A 17,621-nucleotide genomic window follows, 5' to 3' on the forward strand; every position below is an offset into this window, starting at 1 on the left:
TCACTTCCCTGCCAATGTCCGATTCGGCATGAATGTGGCGACGCGCGTCACAATCAGGACTCGGCCGGTAGCCCGGCCGCCTCGGCGAGCAACTGCGCGGACCGCAACCGGGTGTCCACGGTCGGGCTCTGGAGGGCGACGATCAGCTCGTCGGCGTCGGCGTGGTCGGCGAACTTGGCCAGGTACTCCACCACACGATCCGGGGTGCCCGCCGCGGTGTAGGTGAGCATTTCGTCCACCTGCGCCGCATGCGGCCCGCGCAGGATCTCGTCCGCCTGCTCGTCGGTGATCTTGCGGTCCCTGCGGCCGAACAACACCCGCACCCGGGTGCGGCGGGCGGCCTGCAGATGCTCCTGCGCCTCCTCCTCGGTGTCGGTGGCGATGACGTTGACCGCGGCGATGACGTAAGGGCGCTCGAGCTGATCGGAAGGCCGGAATCGCTCGCGGTAGATGCGCACCGCCTGCTGCAGCGCGGCGGGCGCGAAGTGAGAGGCGAACGCGTACGGCAGCCCGAGCTGGGCAGCCAGTTGAGCGCCGAACAACGACGAGCCGAGGATGTAGAGCGGGACGTTGGTGCCACGGCCGGGTATCGCCTGAACGCCGGGGACCCGGCTGTCCCCGGTCAGGTAGCCCTGCAGCTCGAGGACGTCCTCCGGGAAGGTGTCGGCCGCCTGCGGGTCCCGTCGCAGCGCTCGCACGGTGACCGGGTCGGTGCCGGGGGCCCGGCCGAGACCGAGGTCGATCCGGCCCGGATGCAGGCTGGCGAGCGTGCCGAACTGCTCGGCGATCACCAGCGGCGCATGGTTGGGCAGCATCACCCCGCCCGCGCCGACCCGGATGCGCGTGGTGTTGGCCGCGACGTGCGCGATGAGCACGGCCGTCGCCGAGGAGGCGATCGACGCGAAGTTGTGATGTTCGGCGTACCAGACGCGGCGGTAGCCGGCCCGCTCGGCCAGCTGGGCAAGCCGGACACTGCCTTGCAAGCTCGCGCTCACCGTCGACCCACGGTCGACGGTGGCCAGGTCGAGCACCGACAACGGAACCGGAAGCATCACGCCGTCCTCGCCACTGGGAGATCACATCGGATCACGACACTGCCAGCTGCAACGGCCACCGCAGGCCGGGATATTCCGAGAGGTTCGCACAGAGTTGCGCACAGACTTCCGCACGGACTTCCGCACGGCGGCTTTCGTGCCGCCCGAGTCACAGCTCGGGCACCGACCGGCGCGGGTCCACGGGTTCGTCGGCCGACCCGGTTAACCTTCTCGCTCGTGACTGCCACCGTGGAGCCCCTGTACGGGGCGGACGACCTGACCCACCTCGAAGGCCTGGAAGCGGTACGCAAGCGGCCCGGAATGTACATCGGGTCCACCGACAGCAGGGGAATCAACCACCTGCTGTCGGAGATCCTGGACAACTCCACCGACGAGGGCATAGCCGGGCACGCCACCCGCATCGTGGTGACGTTGCACGCCGACGGCAGCGTCCAGGTCGACGACGACGGCCGGGGCATCCCGACCGACGTGCACGCCAAGTCCGGGCTCAGCGGTGTCGAGCTGGTGCTCACCAAGCTGCACGCGGGCGGCAAGTTCGGCGGGGCAGGCTACAAGACGTCCGGTGGCCTGCACGGCGTCGGCGCGTCCGCGGTCAACGCGCTGTCACACCGCATGGACGTGGTGGTGAAACGGGACGGGAAGGTCCACGAGATCTCGTTCGCCCACGGCACGCCGGGCGAGTTCCACGGTCCGGGGCCGAAAGCCCGGTTCACCGAGCGGTCCGGGCTGCGCGTGGTGCGCAAGATGAAGCGCGGCGAGCCCACCGGCACGTCGGTGCGGTACTGGCACGACTCCCGCTACTTCGAATCCGGTGCCGCGCTGGACGTGGAGGCGGTGCGGCAGAAGATGCGGCACACCGCGTTCCTGGTGCCCGGTGTGACGTACGTGCTGCGCCTGGCCGGCGAGGACGGCATCTCCGAGGAGGTCTTCCACTATCCGCGAGGCCTGGCGGACATGGTGGAGTTCCTGGCGCCGAGCGACGAGAAGCCGGTGTCCGGGACGCTGGTCATCGCCGGGGAGGGCACTTACCGGGAGAACGCGGCCGACGCCAACGGCGTCATGCGGTCCAACGTGGAACGCCGCGCCGAGGTCGAGGTCGCCCTGCGCTGGGGCACCGGCTACGAGCGCATCGTCGAGTGCTTCACCAACACCATCCGCAACCAGCACGGCGGCACGCATCGCAAAGGGTTCGAGCGGGGCGTGCTGCGCGCGATCAACGACGCGATCTCCCGCAGCCGCGGCCTGCTGAAGCCGAAAGAGGCGCTGCCGACGCTGGAAGACGTGCTGGAGGGCATGACGGCGGTGGTGCACGTCAAGCTGCCCGAACCGCAGTTCACCTCGCAGACCAAGGACGAGCTCTCCACGGCGGGCATCACCAAGGTCGTCCAGCAGATCGTCGAGCGCGAGGTCAAGGCGTGGACCCAGGCGCGCAGGACGAAGTCCGAGGCCAAAGTCGTGCTGCAGAAGGTGGTCGACGCGGCCCGGGTGCGCCTGGTGCAGAAGCAGCAGAAGGACGCCGCCCGGCGCAAGACGGCGCTGGAGGGCGCGGCCATGCCCGCCAAGCTGGTGGACTGCCGGTCCACCGGGATCGAGCGCAGCGAGCTGTTCCTGGTCGAGGGCGACAGCGCGCTCGGCTCGGCCAGGCTGGCGCGGTCCTCGGAGTACCAGGCGCTGCTGCCGCTGCGCGGCAAGATCCTCAACGTGCAGAAGGCCAGCCTGGCCGACACGTTGAAGAACGCCGAGATCGCCGCGATCGTGCAGGTGCTCGGCGCGGGCACCGGCCGCACGTTCGACCTGTCCGCCATGCGCTACGGCCGGGTGATCATCATGGCCGACGCGGACGTGGACGGCTCGCACATCCGCACGCTGCTGATCACGCTGTTCGCCAAGTACATGCGGCCGGTGATCACCGCGGGCAGGCTGTACGCGGCGATGCCGCCGCTGCACAAGGTCATGACCAAGGGTCGCAATCCGCAGACCCACTACACGTTCACCCAGCGGGAGATGGAGCAGACCGTGGCCAGGCTGGAGGCGGCCGGCCATCAGGTGGTCAAACCGGTGCCCCGGTTCAAGGGCCTCGGCGAGATGGACCCGGACGAGTTATGGGAGACCACCATGAATCCCGCGACCAGGTCGGTCCGCCGGATCACGCTGGAGGACGCCGAGGCCGCGGAAGCGGCGCTGGAGCTGCTGATGGGCGAGAAGGTGGAGCCCCGGCGCAACTGGCTGGTGGAGTCGTCCTCCCGCGTCGACCAGGAAGCCATCGACATCTGATCCCACACGCGTAGCGCTACACGAGGAGCCGCAGCATGGCACGCCGCACCGGCCCTACCACCCGCATCGACCCCGCTGCGTTCGACAAGGCGGGCGCGCACGTCTACGACAGCCCGGTCAAGCAGGAGATCGAGCAGTCGTACCTGGAATACGCGTACTCGGTCATCCACTCCCGTGCCCTGCCCGATGCGCGGGACGGGTTGAAGCCGGTCCATCGGCGGATCCTGTACTCGATGAACGAGAACGGCTACCGGCCGGGGCACGCCTACGTGAAGTCCTCGCGGGTGGTCGGCGACGTGATGGGCAAGTACCACCCGCACGGTGACGCCGCGATCTACGACGCCATGGTGCGGATGGCGCAGGACTTCTCGCTCAACGTTCCGCTGGTCGACGGCCACGGCAACTTCGGCTCCCCCGACGACGGCCCGGCGGCCAGCCGCTACACCGAGGCCCGCCTGTCGGCGGAGGCCATGCTGATGGTGGGCGAGCTGGACGAGGACACCGTCGACTTCCGGCCGAACTACGACGGGTCGCTGCAGGAGCCCGCGGTGCTGCCTGCGGCGTTCCCGAACCTGCTGGTCAACGGCACGTCGGGGATCGCAGTCGGCATGGCGACCAACATGATTCCGCACAACCTGGGCGAGGTGATCGACGCCGCCAGGTGGCTGATCGACCACCCGGACGCCTCGCTGGACAAGCTGATGGAGTTCGTGCCGGGCCCCGACCTGCCGACCGGTGGTCAGCTGCTCGGGCTGGACGAGGTGCGCAAGGCGTACGAGACCGGCCGTGGCGTGGTGCGGATGCGGGCCAAGGTGCAGATCGGGCCGCTGCCCGGCAGCCGGGGCAGGCAGGCGATCACCATCACCGAGCTGCCGTACGCGGTCGGCCCGGAGAAGATCATCGAGAAGATCACCGAAGAGGTCACCAAGACCAAGCGGCTGACCGGCATCGCCGACGTGAAGGACCTGACCGACCGGGAGAACGGCACCCGGGTGGTCATCGAGTGCAAGGTCGGGGTGAACCCGCAGGCGCTGCTGGCCGACCTGTACCGGCTGACGCCGATGGAGCAGTCGTTCGGCATCAACAACCTGGTGCTGGTCGACGGCCAGCCCAGGACGCTGGGGCTCAAGCAGCTGCTCGAGGTCTTCCTGCGCCACCGCTACGACGTGGTGACCCGGCGCACCAAGTACCGGCGGCGCAAGCGCGAGGAACGGCTGCACCTGGTCGAGGGCCTGCTCAAGGCCCTGTTGGACATCGACCGGGTGATCGCGTTGATCCGCGGCAGCGAGAACGCGCAGGCGGCCAAGGAAGCCCTGATGGCCGAGTTCGACCTGACCGAGGTGCAGGCCACCTACATCCTGGACACCCCGCTGCGCAGGCTGACCAAGTACGACAAGCTCGAGCTGGACGCCGAGCACGCCAAGCTGCGGTCCGAGATCGCCGAGCTGAACAAGATCCTCGACGACGAGGCCGAGCTGAAGCGGGTGGTGTCGGAGGAGCTGGCGCAAGTGGCGGAGAAGTTCGCCACGCCCCGGCGGACGTCGCTGATCGACGGCGACCTCAAGGAGGTGCTCGCCGCCCAGCCGAAGGGCCCGCTGGAGGTCAGCGACGACCCGTGCCAGGTGCTGCTGTCGGCGTCGGGACTGCTGGCCAGGACCGCGGCGGAGTCCGAGGAGGTCCTGGAGAAGCGGCGGCGCAGCGGGCGGGTGAAGCACGACGCGGTGGCCGCGTTGGTGCACACCACCGCGCGCGGGAGGGTGCTGCTGATCACCAGCCGCGGCCGCGCGTTCAAGACCGACGTGCTGCCCTTGCCGGTGTTGCCCGAGCAGGTCGGCACCGTGTCGCTGGGCGGCGGCATCCCGGTCACCGAACTGGTGCCGCTGGAAGCGGGTGAGAAGGTGGTCGGCCTGGCCCCGTTGGGCGAGCAGGCGGCAGGTTCCCCCGGCCTGGCGCTGGGCACGGAGAAGGGCGTGGTCAAGGTGTGCGCCCCGGATTGGCCGGTGCGGGCCGAGGAATTCGAGGTCATCTCGCTGAAGGAGGGCGACCGGGTGGTCGGCGCCACGTGGCTGACCAGCGGCGACGAGACGCTGGTGTTCGTCACCTCGGCGGCTTCCCTGCTGCGCTACTCCGCCTCGCTGGTCCGGCCGCAAGGGCTCAGGGGCGGCGGCATGGCGGGCATCAAACTCGGCGGCGACGCCCGGGTGGTGTTCTTCGGCGCGGTGGCCACCGACGATCCCGACCACGGCGAGCCGATGGTGGTGACCGCGACCCAGCAGACGGTCAAGGTCACCCCGCTGGCAGAGTTCCCGGCGAAAGGCCGCGCCACCGGCGGTGTGCGGGCGCAGCGCTTCCTCAAGGGGGAGTCGCAGCTGTCGTTGGCGTGGGTCGGGCCGCGGCCCGCGGGTTCGTCCCGCAAGGGCGAGCCGGTCGACTTGCCGGACGTCGACCACCGGCGGGACGGATCGGGGCAGGCCAGCCGGGTGCCGGACCTGGTGGGCCATCTGGTCGAACGGGGCTGACGCGTCGTCGTCGGCCGGGGCCGATCGCGGCCTCGCCGGTGTGGCGGGCACGGTACCGCGCGCCGCGGAACTGTCGGTCCTCGGCGGTACAACGGGCGCATGGCACTGCACTGGAAGCTGATCGTCGACAGCAAGAACGCCATCGCCATCGCCGATTTCTGGGCGAACGCGCTGGGCTATCAGGTGGAGGACGCGGGCGCGCTGATCGATCAGCTCGTTGCCGCCGGCCAGCTGCCGGAGGAAGCGGTCGTCGAGCACGGCGGCCGGAAGTACTTCCGCGGCTTCGCCGCGATCCGGCATCCGGACGACCCGTACGACCCGGTGTCCGGCATCGGCAAGGGACGGCGGATCCTGTTCCAGGACGTGCCGGAGGAGAAGTCGGTCAAGAACCGGCTGCACATCGACGTGCACGCGGGCGATGAAGGGCTCGAGGCGCTGGTGAGCAGGCTGGAGTCGCTGGGCGCCAAACGCGTGCAGGAATACGACAAGGTGCCGGCCGGGCACTGGTGGCTGATGCTCGATCCGGAAGGCAACGAGTTCTGCGCCGCGGGCTGATCGCGACGGCCCGCGGAATCGGCTCCCGGACGTGCGGGCTGCGGATCACGGCTCGACAGGTCGGCGACCCCGCAGTGATGTCGATTTCGGCTGGCTCCAGCCCCTGCTCGCCTGCCACTCCCGCCCGCACAGCCAGCCGGCCAAGGCGGGCCGCTGAAGTCGCTCCGCAGCAGCACTGTACGCGGTGGCCCGTGTCGCGCGCCCCGCTGACAGGCCTGCTCCCCCGGCCCGGCCACCGCCCCACCGCTCCTCACGGCTCGCGTGCATCCCTCCCCTACGCGGGACATGCACACCGGAACTCGGATCATCCGCCCGCGAACGCCGTCCGGTTCATGAACGAGTGCACTGTTCGGTGCTGCGATCCGTAGTCGTTCATGTGGCACGGTCATTGCTCAAACGCGCCGGACAGGTGGCCCGGGCTGTGCTGGTGGCACCGCTTCGCCTGGTTCCGGCCGTGGTCATGCGCAAGGTGCAGGGCGCATACACGTCGGGGCGGATGCGCTGGGTCTCGCGTCCGCTGGTGGCAGTGCTCCGGCACCGCCCGTTCGGGCCGATCGAGGCCTGCGCGGTGCCCGGTGCCCCACGCGTCCGCATGGTCACGGCGGAGTCGCGGGCGATTCGGCAGCTGTACTGGTGCGGCGTGCAGGAGCACGCGGGCGTGGCAGCCGAAATCTGGCGGGATCTGTGCCGGAACGCGGGGACCGTCGTGGAGCTGGGCGCCAACATCGGCTTCTTCACCGTCGTCGGTGCGCAGGCGCAGCCTGCTGGCTCCGTCTACACCGCTGTCGAAGCACATCCCGGTTCCGCCCAAGTCCTGCGCCGGAACGTGGAGCTCAACGGGTTGTCACACGTCACCGTGATCCATGCGGCTGCGCTCGACGTGGCCGAGCCGGGCCACGCGGAGCTCGCTGTCCCGGACCACGACCGCGATGTCGCACCGACCGGCGGTTACGTCGTCGGGCATGCGGAAGGCGTTGCCGGCCGTCCGACAGCGCGCACGATCAGAGTGCCGACGGTCCCGGCAGCAGGCGTACTGGCCCAAGCCGACCTCGTCACGCTGGACGTCGAGGGGTGCGAGGCCGCGATTCTCGAGGCGGCCGCCGAGAACGTGCTCGCCCGCAGGGCGACCGTCATGGTGAAGGTGCAGCGCTCCCCCGGCAGGCTGCGGTCACTCCTGCTCAGGTTCCACACGGCCGGCTATGTGGTCTTCGCCGTCGGGAGATCCCGCCTGCATCTGCTCACCACGAGCCAGCTGTACTCGACCGGCCCGCTGCCGCTCCACGACTCGCGGGACGTGTTGCTCATCCCCGCGGAGTCGGCGGCCAAGCTGTGAACCGATGACACACCGCCCGAGCACCGGCACGCTGACGGGAGCTGGCCTGCATCGCGCAGGAACCTCGTCCACGCGCCGCCCCTCCCCCCGCCCGTGGTCGACGAACCCGATGGAGCTCGGCCGCGATGCATGTTCAGTGCTGTTCTCGGCGGTGCAGTCGTGCATACGACTGTGCCGCCGCACACCCGAAGGTGCACGGCGGCACAGCAAGCTGGTCGGCCGGACTTACTCCGGACGGTTCACGTCGCCGCGCCAAGCGCCGGTGGCGTGCCCCTGATGCTCGATGAACTCCTTGAACCGCTTCAGGTCGCCCTCCACCCGCTGGCTGAGCAAGCCGGACTTGTCGGCCACGTTCTCCGCGAAGCCCTCCGGGTCGATGTCCATCTGGGCGGTGACCCGTGTCTGGTCGTCACCGAGCCGGTGGAAAGTGATCACACCCGCGTGCTGCGGACCGTTGTCCGATCTCCAGGCCACGCGCTCTTCCGGGTGCTGCTCGGTGATCGTCGCGTCGAACTCGCGCCGTACCCCGCCGACCGACACGTCCCAGTGCGTTTTGGTCGGCGTGAGCTGCTGAACACGGTCCACGCCTTCCATGAACTGCGGGAACGTCTCGAACTGCGTCCACTGGTCGTACACCGGGGCGATCGGGACGTTCACGTCGACCGAGGCCGTGATCGTGCTCATGGGCACTCCTCTCAATGGGGTTCCCTTCGGCTACCCGGCCCGGCGAGATCACTACACACCCGGCGGCTGTGTAATGGCCCACGCCGTCCTGGTAGCCGGCAGCGAACATCGCGCATCGGGAGCACGACTCGTCGCGTGCGCGAACCAGGCCCACGCTCCCGCCGCGACGACGCTCGGCCCGCTCGCTCGGAGATCTCCGGGGAGCGGGCCGAGGTGCCCGGTGCTACGGCCGCCAGACCGCCGCGAAGCGGTGTCCGGTACCGCTCGCGTATCCGGTCACCTGACGGGTTCGGTACTTCTTGCCCACCCAATGTGTCGTACTCGGCCTGGTACTGCGCAGCAGTCAGCCCGTGCCGAGCTTCGAACGGCCCGGGGACGGTGGAGGTGTAGATCGCGGACAGATACGCCTTGCCGCCGTGGTTGTAAGCGTTCAGGTAGAGCGGTCTCCGGCCGAGGGCCAGCTGCGTTTCGGCGAACTCCTGGTAGTTGGCCTCCGGGATCGCCCATTCGGCGCGGTAGGAACCCAGCGACCTCTGCTCGTACACCGCGAAGTACCGAACTAGGTAGTGGTCGGACACCCCGGAGTTGATCACCGGGCGCCATCCGGCGCCGGTCAGCAGGTTGTACACGGCCTGGTGCGCATAGGACGACAGGCTGTGGGTGACGAACTGCCGCGGTCCACCGTCCTTGACGAAGATCGCGACGTATCGGGGCATCCCGTTGTACTGGTAGCCGTCGAGGTGCCGGATCCGGTAGCCGAGCTCGCCCCATTCGTCGACCAGCTTGTCCAGCTGGGCAGCGGTGAGCCCGTGCCGGGTGGCCGACGGCAGCTGGTCCTTCGGCTGGAACACGGCGTTGAAGTACGTGTTGCCACCAACGGTGTAGCCGTCGACCACTGCGGGCTCGTAGCCGGCCGCCGTGGCGCGGTTCACCACGTCCTGGAAGCACGCCGCGGTGATGCCGTGCCTGGCCCACTCCGACAGGCCGGACGGGATCACGTCGAAACCGCAGCGGTTGGGCAGCACCAGGGCGTTCCAGCCGATGGCCTGGCCACGCGCGGTCGTCCAGTCGATCGGGCCGGCGTCCGGGTCCACGTCGGCCCGGTCACCCCGGACCAGGGCGTTCTGGAACAGCACGGGAAGCCCGTTGGGCCGCGGGCTGGCGCCGGGGTTGCCCGGTGGCACTCCGTCGAGCACTTCCAGGTGCAGGTGGGGCGCCGAGCTGTTGCCGGTGTTGCCCACCCGGCCGATCAGCTGCCCGGCCTTGACCGTCACCGTCTTGCCGTTCATCCCCCACTTCTTCTCCGAGCCCTGCGGGCAGACGGAGCTGGGGATGCTGTTCAGCTTCAGGTGGACGTACCCGGCGAACTCGCCTCCGTGGTCGATCCAGACGGAATTGGCCGGGCCGCCGCCGCTGCCCTCGTGGTCGACCACGTCCTCCCGGCAGTACATCACCTTGCCGTCGGCCATCGCGTACACCGGCTTGTCCCACACCAGGTAGTCCGCGTTCTTCGGGTTGCCCGGATCGGCACCTTCGCGCAGGCCGGTCCATTCCTTGGCCTTCTTGTCCCACCGCGACACGCCCATGTCGTAGGCGAATCGGTTGCGGTCGGTCCACGTCACGCCGGGCGCAGCTCCCATGTGCCGGGTGCGCCAGCTCCAGTACTGGCCTTTGCCGAGGTCGCCGGCCTTCGCGGGGAAGAAGTAGGCGCCGTTGGGCGCCGGGTTCTTGTGCGCGGCCAGGCTCAGCTTCGTGGTGAGCGGGGCCACGTTCTGGGCGAACTCGACCGTCACCGTCGCGGAATCGGGCACCGGGCCGACCAGGTCGCGCTTGAACCCGTCGAGCACCTGCACGATCTGGGTCTGGCCGACGCCGATGGTGACGTTCACCGGCTCCTCCCACGCCGACGGGGCGCTCGAGCCCTGGTAGGTGACCCGCACCTTGTCCGCGTCCAGCACGCCGGAGCCGGTGTTCTCCACGTACAGGTCCAGCTTGAGCACCCAACGGTCCTTCGCCCCGGCCTTGACCGCGGTCAGCGGGGCGACCAGTGCCTTGCCCCCGGCCATCGGCTGGACCTCGTCGATCTTCGCGGCCAGCGCGGTGCGCGCCAGGGCGTTCGCTGCTGCGGGCTGGGCATGCGCCACGACGGGCAGGCCCGCACCCAGCGCCAGCTGGACGCTCAGCCCGAGCGCCGCCCAGCAGGCCACCCTCCCTCGCTCGGTTGCCATGTCGATCTCCCTGTCGTCGTGGTGTTGACGACGGCATGAGGCACCGGCACCTGCCCCGGTCACAGTTTTTTTCCGGGACATTTCTGTGACCACCCGAATGGCGTAGCCCTCTCACCGGCAGTGGCGCTGCGGCGCCGAACCGGACGAAGAGGGTGACAGTGATGCCCCGACCAGGCGGAACAAGAAGATCGCCGAGGCGGGCAGGCCATAGGCTCCTGCCATGGACGATGTCGCCGTCGCGACGAGAGCGATCGAAGGAGACCAGCAAGCCTGGGCGGAGATCTACGACGCCTGTGCCGATCGTCTGTACGACTACTGCTACGCGATGGTGCGGAACCGGCAGGAGGCCGCCGACGTCCTGCACGACGCGTTCGTCACGGCGGCGGCCAAGATCGGCCAGCTTCGCGATCCCAGCAAGCTCCGCCCCTGGCTGTATGCGATCTGCCGTACCGAGGCGCTGGCCGCGATCCGCAGGCGAGCCCGGGAGGCTTCGGCCGCCGAGGTGCCGGAGATGACCGACACGTCGTCCGGCAGTGACGCCCACCGGAAGTACACCGAGAGCGAGCTGCGCGAGCTGGTCGTGGCGGCGGCCAACGGGCTCGAGGAGCGCGACCGTGCGGTGCTGTTTCTGCACCTGCGCGGCGGGCTCGAGGGCCGGGAGCTCGCCACTGCGCTTGGGGTGAGCGCACACCACGCGACGGTGATGCTCAGCCGGGTTCGCGAGCAGGTCCGGCGTTCGCTCACCGCGCTGCTGGTCGGCCGCACCGGGCGCGGTGACTGCGCGGATCTCGAAGCGCTTCTGCGGGGCTGGGACGGCACGCTGTCCCCGCTGATCCGCAAGCGGGTGGCGCGCCACGTCGACCGGTGCGAGGTGTGCGGCGAGCGTCGCGAGCGCATGGTCAGCCCGCTGGCATTGCTGTCCGCGGTGCCGCTGGTCCCGGCTCCGGAAGACCTGCGGCAGCGCACGCTGGACGACATCCGCCTGGTGTCCTCGCACCAGCGGCTCGGTGGCTACCGGCAGACTCGCGGCAGGGCCGCGGCCGCCGCCGCGGCGATCATCGCCGTACTGGCCACCGGGCTCGCGCTGCTGCTGACCCCGGACGAGCCGGATCCGACGGAGACCAGGACGGCCGCCGGCGTGCGTGCCGATGCGACGGTGACCCTCACGCCGAGCGTGGTCCCGTCATCCGTGGCCGCCGGCGGGCCGCCCTCCACCACCCCGTCGACCCCATCGAGTACGTCAAGAGCGCCCGTGACCACTCCGAGACCGTCGGAGCCTGCCGGAATCACCCCGGCAGCACGATCGACCGACGCGGTACCTGCCCCCTCGCCGACCACCCCGGCCCGCACCGAACCTGCGGGCCCAGCCGACCGCCCACAGCGGCCCACGCCCCCGGCGATCAGCAACCTGTCGACCGACCGGGCGTCTCTCAGTCCCGGTGGATCTTGCTCCGCGACGTCGGCGACGGCGACGGTGACCGGGAAGGACGTGGTCCGGGTGGTGCTGGTCTGGCAGCAAGGCTCCGGCGAGCCGCACTCGATGGACATGTCGCCGGCGGGCGGCAACGAGTACGCGGGCCGCATCGGCCCGGTGACCGGCACCGATCAGGTCAGCTGGCAGGTCACCGCGACCGACGCCGCGGGCAGAACCGCCACCAGCGCGGTCCAGACGCTACCCGTGCGCAGAACGTGCTGATCACGCACGCACCGATGCGCATGCGGGTTGCGGGCACGCTGGATCGCCACGATTCGCCGGACGGAGCCACGGGTAGTCACCCGCCATGAATCGCGCTCGAACGATCACCGCGGTGCTCGCGGCGTTCTACCTGCTCGTCGCGATCGCTGCCGTGGTGCTCGCACCCCGATCACTCGCCCACGCATACACCGAGAACATGGTCGCCGGTTTCGGCGTCGACGCGATCCTGACCATCGTCCATGCCGTCATCGGCGTGGCCGCGTTGATCGTCACCCTGAAGGCATTTCCCGTGGTCCGCCGGGTGTTCGGCATGGCGGTCGGGGTGGCGTGCCTGGGCTTGTTCGCCTACGGCATCCCGGCCGCGATCGATCCCAACCCGGACGCGGGGTTCAACATCGGCTGGGGCAACGTCGTGGTCTACGCGCTGACCATGGTCGCCGGCTTCTACGTCGCCTTCGAGCAGTCCGCGCACGAAGACCGCCCCGTCCTCGCGTCCGACAGTGAACGCTGACCCGTCACGCCGCCCGCACCCGAGTCCACCTACTTCCGATCACGCGGCAGCGCCGCGGAATGGAGCGCCACCATGTCCGTTTCCGGAGAGCAACCCCAGCAGCAGCAGACCGCCCCCGGCGAGACCGGCGACATGCAGCCGGAACCGCACGACCGTATGGAGGGCTACCGGGGACGTGGGCTGCTCGACGGCCGTGCTGCCCTCGTCACCGGTGGCGATTCCGGCATCGGCCGCGCGGTGGCCGTGGCGTTCGCCAAAGAGGGCGCGGACGTGGCGGTGGCCTATCTGAACGAGCACACCGACGCGCAGCAGACCGCCGACCTGGTGCGCGCGGAAGGCAGGCGCTGCCTGCTGTTGCCCGGTGACCTGGCCGAGCCCGGCCACTGCCGCGACGTCGTCACCGACACCATCAGCGCGTTCGGCCGGCTGGACGTGCTGGTGAACAACATCGCGACCCAGCAGCCGGTCGATTCACCGGAAGAACTCACCGACGAGCAATGGCTGCACACGTTCGCCGTCAACGTGCACAGCTACTTCCGGGTGACCGCAGCGGCCCTGCCCCACCTGCGGGAAGGCGCAGCCATCATCAACACGAGCTCGGTCAACGGGCTCCGCGGGAACAAGACGCTGATCGACTACTCGGCCACCAAGGGCGCCATCATCGCGTGGACCCGTTCGATGGCGCAGGCGCTGGCCGACCGGAAGATCCGGGTCAACTGCGTCGCGCCCGGCCCGGTGTGGACGCCGTTGATCCCGGCGACGTTCCCTCCGGAACGCGTCGGGTCGTTCGGTGAACAGGCCCCGATGGAGCGAGCCGCGCAGCCGGACGAGCTCGCCCCTTCGTACGTGTTCCTGGCGTCGGAGCGGCTGTCGTCGTACTACAGCGGTCAGGTCTTCGCCGCGCTCGGCGGTGAGACCACGCCCGCGTGACCGGCCGGCGAACCGGGTCGTCGCACGCACGACCACGGGCCGGCTACCCGCTGACGTCAGTTTCGTGGTGCGGCGCGCCGACGGGCTTGGATTCCGGTGACCCCCGCTGCCGCAGGTACACGCTGAACACCGCCATCGACCCGATGGCAAGGAACTCCGACTGCCAGTTCTGCAGGGTGCGGTTCCAGAAGTCGGCGGCCAGCAGGTACTCGCCGAACGACACCGTCGGCGCGTTCTCCGCCAGCTGGTCGGCGTTGAACGCCACGTGCCCGGCCACGGCCTGGGCCAGCAGGCTGAGCAGGAAGATCACCAGCATGACCAGGCCGAGCGAACGGGAGAACACCACGGCGCGCCACCCGCCTGCGCGGGCCCACAGCGGCGAGTCCTCGGTGGTGTGCGGCCCGAGCCGCTGATCGCGCTCCGGCTCGGATCCGATCCGCCGCGCCGGCTTGGATTCCGGCGACCCGCGCTGGACCAGCCACACCGTGGCGAAGATGTAGAGGAAGAACTGCAGGTACTCCGATTGCCAGTTCTCGGCGACATCGACGGCGAACTCGGCGGAGGTGACGTATCCGCCGAAGCCGATCGGCTCCTCACCGGTGATCGACTGCTCGTGGTTGAACGCGGCCAGTCCGGCGAACGCCTGTCCGGTCAGCGCGAGCAGGAACAGCAGGCCGAACGCCAGTCCGATTCCGTTGTCCCGCAGGAACCGCCGCCACCGCCCGGGCTCGGCCGCCACGTGCACTCCTACTTCAGCAGCGAGATGAGCAGGAAGTACAGCAGGCCGCCGAAGACGACGACCAGGTACGCGCCGAACAGCGCCCGCGAAGTCATTCGACGAAGTCGTCTTCGTCGAGGCGCACCACGGTCGCCTGATCGGCCAGGTCACCGTCGGACGCCTCGAACTGGCCGACGGGCTCCACCGCAGGCTCCGGACGGGTCGGTCGCTGCTGGTCCAGCGAGTCGGCCTCGGGCTTGTCGAACGCGTGATCGCCGTACTCCTCGGTCATCACCGCCTCCTCCCGTCACGCATTCCCCGGTGTACCCGCCAGGGTGTACCGGTACACCGCCGCTACGTTCACCTATACCCGCTGGATCGACATCCCGCTGGGTCCACGGCCGGACGCCGCGCAATCCGGGGAGCCTTACCCGGCAAGCGACAAGCCCCGGCGCGCCGCACCCACCACGACCGAAAGCGACGCCCACACCCCCGGATCGATCACGCCGGCCCGGCGCGGCCCACCCGCTGCTTCCCTCGCAAGGTCACCACCGGTGGCTTTCCGCCCGCGGCACGCCGGCGACGGCGCGTTCACCCTCGGACTCGTGCGGCCAGTTCGCGGTCCAGGCTCGCGCGGACCAATGCCGCGCTCAGGCGAGCAAGGTCAGCGTCGTCGACCAGTCCGGCGAGCGCCTTCGGCCGGTCCGGCAAACCGACCGCGCGCGCTCCGGCAAGCGCCTTGGCGTCCACGTACGGCCGCAGCTCCGGCCAGACCTGCTGGGCTTCGCGACAGAAGATGTCGGCGCCGACCGGGCCGAGGCGGGGAAACCGGGTCAGCCTGCTGCGCAGGTTCGCCAGGTCGCCTGCGGCACGCTCGCGCACCAGGCGGAGATCCCCGCGGTAGTCGTTCAGCAGCAGCTCGGCGCCCTTGCCCAGCGCGGTCGCCGTGCTTTCGTCGTACCGCACGTAATGGCCGCGACCGAGTGCGTCGACTCGCTGCTGCCAGGTGGCATCGCGCATGGTGCGCGGGGTGCCGAACTCCCGCAGCTCTCGGGCGGCGGCGACGGCGATGGACGCCTTGATCCTGGTCGACAGCAGGGTCGCCAGCACCAGCAGCCGATACAGGGGCGCCGGCTTGTTCCGCAGGGTGATACCCGCTTCCTCCGCATACGTCGTGCCCGCGAGCTCCATCAGCTTCGTGGCAAGCTGCGCTCGGCTCATGCGACGGGGTACCCAGCGCCACCGGCAGCGACGCAGCGGAAGGGATTGGCGGGGTGCGCTCTGCGGGTAGCCGACAGGAAATCCGCCGAACACTCCCCGCAGGAGGTACCGCGATGAAGGCCGTCACCTGGCAGGGCAAGCGCGACGTGACAGTCGAAGAAGTGCCCGACCCGCAGCTGCAGGAACCGACCGACGCGATCATCCGGGTCACCAGCACCGGGATCTGCGGTTCCGACCTGCATCTGTACGAAGTGCTCGGCGGGTTCCTGGAGCCCGGTGACATCCTCGGGCACGAACCGATGGGCGTGGTGGAAGAAGTCGGGGACGACGTCAGGAACATCGCACCCGGCGACCGGGTGGTCGTACCGTTCAACATCGCGTGCGGATCGTGCTTCATGTGCTCCCGCGGCCTGACCTCCCAATGCGAGACGACCCAGGTCCGCAAGTACGACAAGGGCGGGGCGCTGTTCGGCTACACCAAGCTCTACGGGCAGGTCCCGGGTGGACAGGCCGAGTACCTGCGGGTGCCGCAAGCCCACTTCGGGCCCATCCCGGTCCCGGACGGGCCGCCGGACGACCGGTTCGTGTACCTGTCGGACGTCGTGCCGACCGCGTGGCAAGCCGTCGAGTACGCCAACATCCCCGACGGGGGCAGCGTCGCGGTGTTCGGCCTGGGACCGATCGGTCAGATGGCGTGCCGGATCGCCGCATTGCGCGGCGCGGAGACCGTGATCGGCCTGGACCTGGTGCCGGAACGTCTGCAGCTGGCCAGGGAGTACGGAGCGATCACCGTCGACGTCGGCGAAGCTCGTGGCAACGCGGTGGACACGCTGCGCCAGCTCACCGGCGGCCGCGGTCCGGATTCGGTGATCGACGCGGTCGGCATGGAAGCGCACGGCGCCCCCATCGCCCACTTCGGGCAGATGCTGGTGTCGATGCTGCCCAAGCCGCTCTCGGCGAAACTGACCGAGAAGGCCGCGGTCGACCGGCTGTCAGTGCTGTATGCGGCCATCGACGCGGTCCGCCGCGGCGGCACGATCTCGTTGTCCGGCGTCTACGGCGGAGCGCTCGACCCCCTGCCCATGCTGGAGCTGTTCGACAAGCAGATCCAGCTGCGCATGGGCCAGGCCAACGTCAAGACCTGGATCGACCACGTGCTCCCGCTGGTCATGCGGGACGACGACCCGCTCGGCGTGGAATCGCTCGCCACCCATCATCTGCCGCTGGACCAGGCGCCCCAGGCCTACCGGGACTTCCAGCGCAAAAGCGACGGCGCGATCAAGATCCTGCTGCGTCCGTGACGGGCGGGATTGAGCGACAACGGGCACCGGGTAGCCGGATGCCCATCACCCACGAGAAGGGACCAGCCATGAGCACAGCACGGGAAATCATGACACCGGACGCGCAGTGCGCGAAGACCAGCGACACCGTCCTCGATGCGGCGAAACGGATGGCCGATCTCGACGTCGGCGCGCTGCCGATCTGCGGCGAGGACAACCGGCTGAAGGGCATGATCACCGACCGGGACATCGTGACCAAGGTGCTCGCGCAGGACAAAGATCCCCGCGCGGTGCGGGTCGGCGACCTGGCGGAGGGCAAGCCGGTCACCATCGGGGCCGACGACGGCGCCGAGGAGATTCTGCAGACGATGGCGCAGCACCAGGTGCGCAGGCTCCCGGTCATCGACGGGCACGACATGGTCGGCATCGTCGCGCAGGCGGACGTCGCCCGATCGCTGGACCAACCCGAGGTCGGCGACCTGCTGAAGGCGCTGTCAGTGCCATGAGCGCCGCAATCACCCGGTGCCAGGGAACCAGTTGCCCGCGCGCCGACGGCGCCGACGACACCAGTTGATGCGCCGAGCACGCGTGCACCGGCGACCCGGGGACTGTCCTGT

At 69.7% G+C, this 17,621-nt stretch carries 15 protein-coding genes; 9 read left to right on the forward strand and 6 right to left on the reverse strand.

Features of this window, described 5'->3' with window-relative positions:
* Positions 1 to 53: 53 nt before the first annotated feature.
* A complete protein-coding gene (locus tag YWY_RS0108170) occupies positions 54 to 1,052 on the reverse strand; it encodes an LLM class flavin-dependent oxidoreductase (protein ID WP_038044826.1) in 999 nt (332 codons plus the stop codon).
* 219 nt (positions 1,053 to 1,271) lie between these two features.
* Between YWY_RS0108170 and YWY_RS0108175 the strand changes: the two genes are divergently transcribed.
* From YWY_RS0108175 to YWY_RS0108190, 4 genes are all read left to right on the forward strand, one after another.
* Entirely contained in the window at positions 1,272 to 3,329 is a 2,058-nt protein-coding gene (locus YWY_RS0108175; protein ID WP_028847220.1) for a DNA gyrase/topoisomerase IV subunit B, read from the forward strand.
* Positions 3,330 to 3,364: 35 nt separating this feature from the next.
* On the forward strand, positions 3,365 to 5,848 hold the full coding sequence (locus tag YWY_RS0108180) for a DNA gyrase/topoisomerase IV subunit A (RefSeq protein WP_028847221.1): 2,484 nt from the start codon (positions 3,365 to 3,367) through the stop codon (positions 5,846 to 5,848).
* A gap of 99 nt (positions 5,849 to 5,947) precedes the next feature.
* Positions 5,948 to 6,403 (forward strand): VOC family protein, encoded by a 456-nt coding sequence (locus tag YWY_RS0108185; protein ID WP_028847222.1) that lies wholly within the window; start codon positions 5,948 to 5,950, stop codon positions 6,401 to 6,403.
* Positions 6,404 to 6,830: 427 nt separating this feature from the next.
* Positions 6,831 to 7,736 (forward strand): FkbM family methyltransferase, encoded by a 906-nt coding sequence (locus tag YWY_RS0108190; RefSeq protein WP_156899150.1) that lies wholly within the window; start codon positions 6,831 to 6,833, stop codon positions 7,734 to 7,736.
* Positions 7,737 to 7,961: 225 nt separating this feature from the next.
* On the opposite strand, the gene YWY_RS0108195 is transcribed toward YWY_RS0108190, so the two are convergent.
* Together YWY_RS0108195 and YWY_RS0108200 are read right to left on the reverse strand one after the other, a co-directional pair.
* Complete coding sequence (locus YWY_RS0108195; protein WP_028847224.1) at positions 7,962 to 8,420, reverse strand: SRPBCC family protein; 459 nt, start codon at positions 8,418 to 8,420, stop codon at positions 7,962 to 7,964.
* A gap of 11 nt (positions 8,421 to 8,431) precedes the next feature.
* Complete coding sequence (locus YWY_RS0108200) at positions 8,432 to 10,648, reverse strand: peptidoglycan DD-metalloendopeptidase family protein (RefSeq protein WP_169725228.1); 2,217 nt, start codon at positions 10,646 to 10,648, stop codon at positions 8,432 to 8,434.
* A gap of 220 nt (positions 10,649 to 10,868) precedes the next feature.
* On the opposite strand from YWY_RS0108200, the gene YWY_RS23180 reads away from it, so the two are divergent.
* The 3 genes from YWY_RS23180 (at position 10,869) to YWY_RS0108215 (ending at position 13,785) form a co-directional block, all read left to right on the forward strand.
* Positions 10,869 to 12,344 (forward strand): sigma-70 family RNA polymerase sigma factor, encoded by a 1,476-nt coding sequence (locus YWY_RS23180; RefSeq protein ID WP_051310049.1) that lies wholly within the window; start codon positions 10,869 to 10,871, stop codon positions 12,342 to 12,344.
* 85 nt (positions 12,345 to 12,429) lie between these two features.
* Positions 12,430 to 12,855: a DUF4383 domain-containing protein gene (locus YWY_RS0108210; RefSeq protein ID WP_028847226.1), complete on the forward strand. Its 426-nt coding sequence runs from the start codon at positions 12,430 to 12,432 to the stop codon at positions 12,853 to 12,855.
* Positions 12,856 to 12,927: 72 nt separating this feature from the next.
* Positions 12,928 to 13,785: an SDR family oxidoreductase gene (locus YWY_RS0108215; protein ID WP_028847227.1), complete on the forward strand. Its 858-nt coding sequence runs from the start codon at positions 12,928 to 12,930 to the stop codon at positions 13,783 to 13,785.
* Between the two features lie 43 nt (positions 13,786 to 13,828).
* Here the strand turns inward: YWY_RS0108215 and YWY_RS0108220 are convergent, their stop codons facing one another.
* From YWY_RS0108220 to YWY_RS0108235, 3 genes are all read right to left on the reverse strand, one after another.
* Positions 13,829 to 14,524 (reverse strand): DUF6766 family protein, encoded by a 696-nt coding sequence (locus YWY_RS0108220; protein WP_038044831.1) that lies wholly within the window; start codon positions 14,522 to 14,524, stop codon positions 13,829 to 13,831.
* Between the two features lie 91 nt (positions 14,525 to 14,615).
* The gene (locus tag YWY_RS0108230; protein ID WP_028847229.1) at positions 14,616 to 14,795 is read right to left on the reverse strand and encodes a hypothetical protein; all 180 of its coding nucleotides are present in this window, start codon (positions 14,793 to 14,795) and stop codon (positions 14,616 to 14,618) included.
* Between the two features lie 299 nt (positions 14,796 to 15,094).
* A complete protein-coding gene (locus tag YWY_RS0108235; protein ID WP_028847230.1) occupies positions 15,095 to 15,724 on the reverse strand; it encodes a hypothetical protein in 630 nt (209 codons plus the stop codon).
* A gap of 113 nt (positions 15,725 to 15,837) precedes the next feature.
* Between YWY_RS0108235 and YWY_RS0108240 the strand changes: the two genes are divergently transcribed.
* Positions 15,838 to 17,025: a zinc-dependent alcohol dehydrogenase gene (locus YWY_RS0108240; protein ID WP_028847231.1), complete on the forward strand. Its 1,188-nt coding sequence runs from the start codon at positions 15,838 to 15,840 to the stop codon at positions 17,023 to 17,025.
* Between the two features lie 68 nt (positions 17,026 to 17,093).
* Positions 17,094 to 17,510: a CBS domain-containing protein gene (locus YWY_RS0108245; RefSeq protein WP_028847232.1), complete on the forward strand. Its 417-nt coding sequence runs from the start codon at positions 17,094 to 17,096 to the stop codon at positions 17,508 to 17,510.
* The last annotated feature ends 111 nt before the right edge of the window (positions 17,511 to 17,621 follow it).

It is taken from the genome of Thermocrispum agreste DSM 44070 (assembly GCF_000427905.1).
In the GTDB taxonomy this organism is placed as follows: Bacteria; Actinomycetota; Actinomycetes; order Mycobacteriales; family Pseudonocardiaceae; genus Thermocrispum; species Thermocrispum agreste.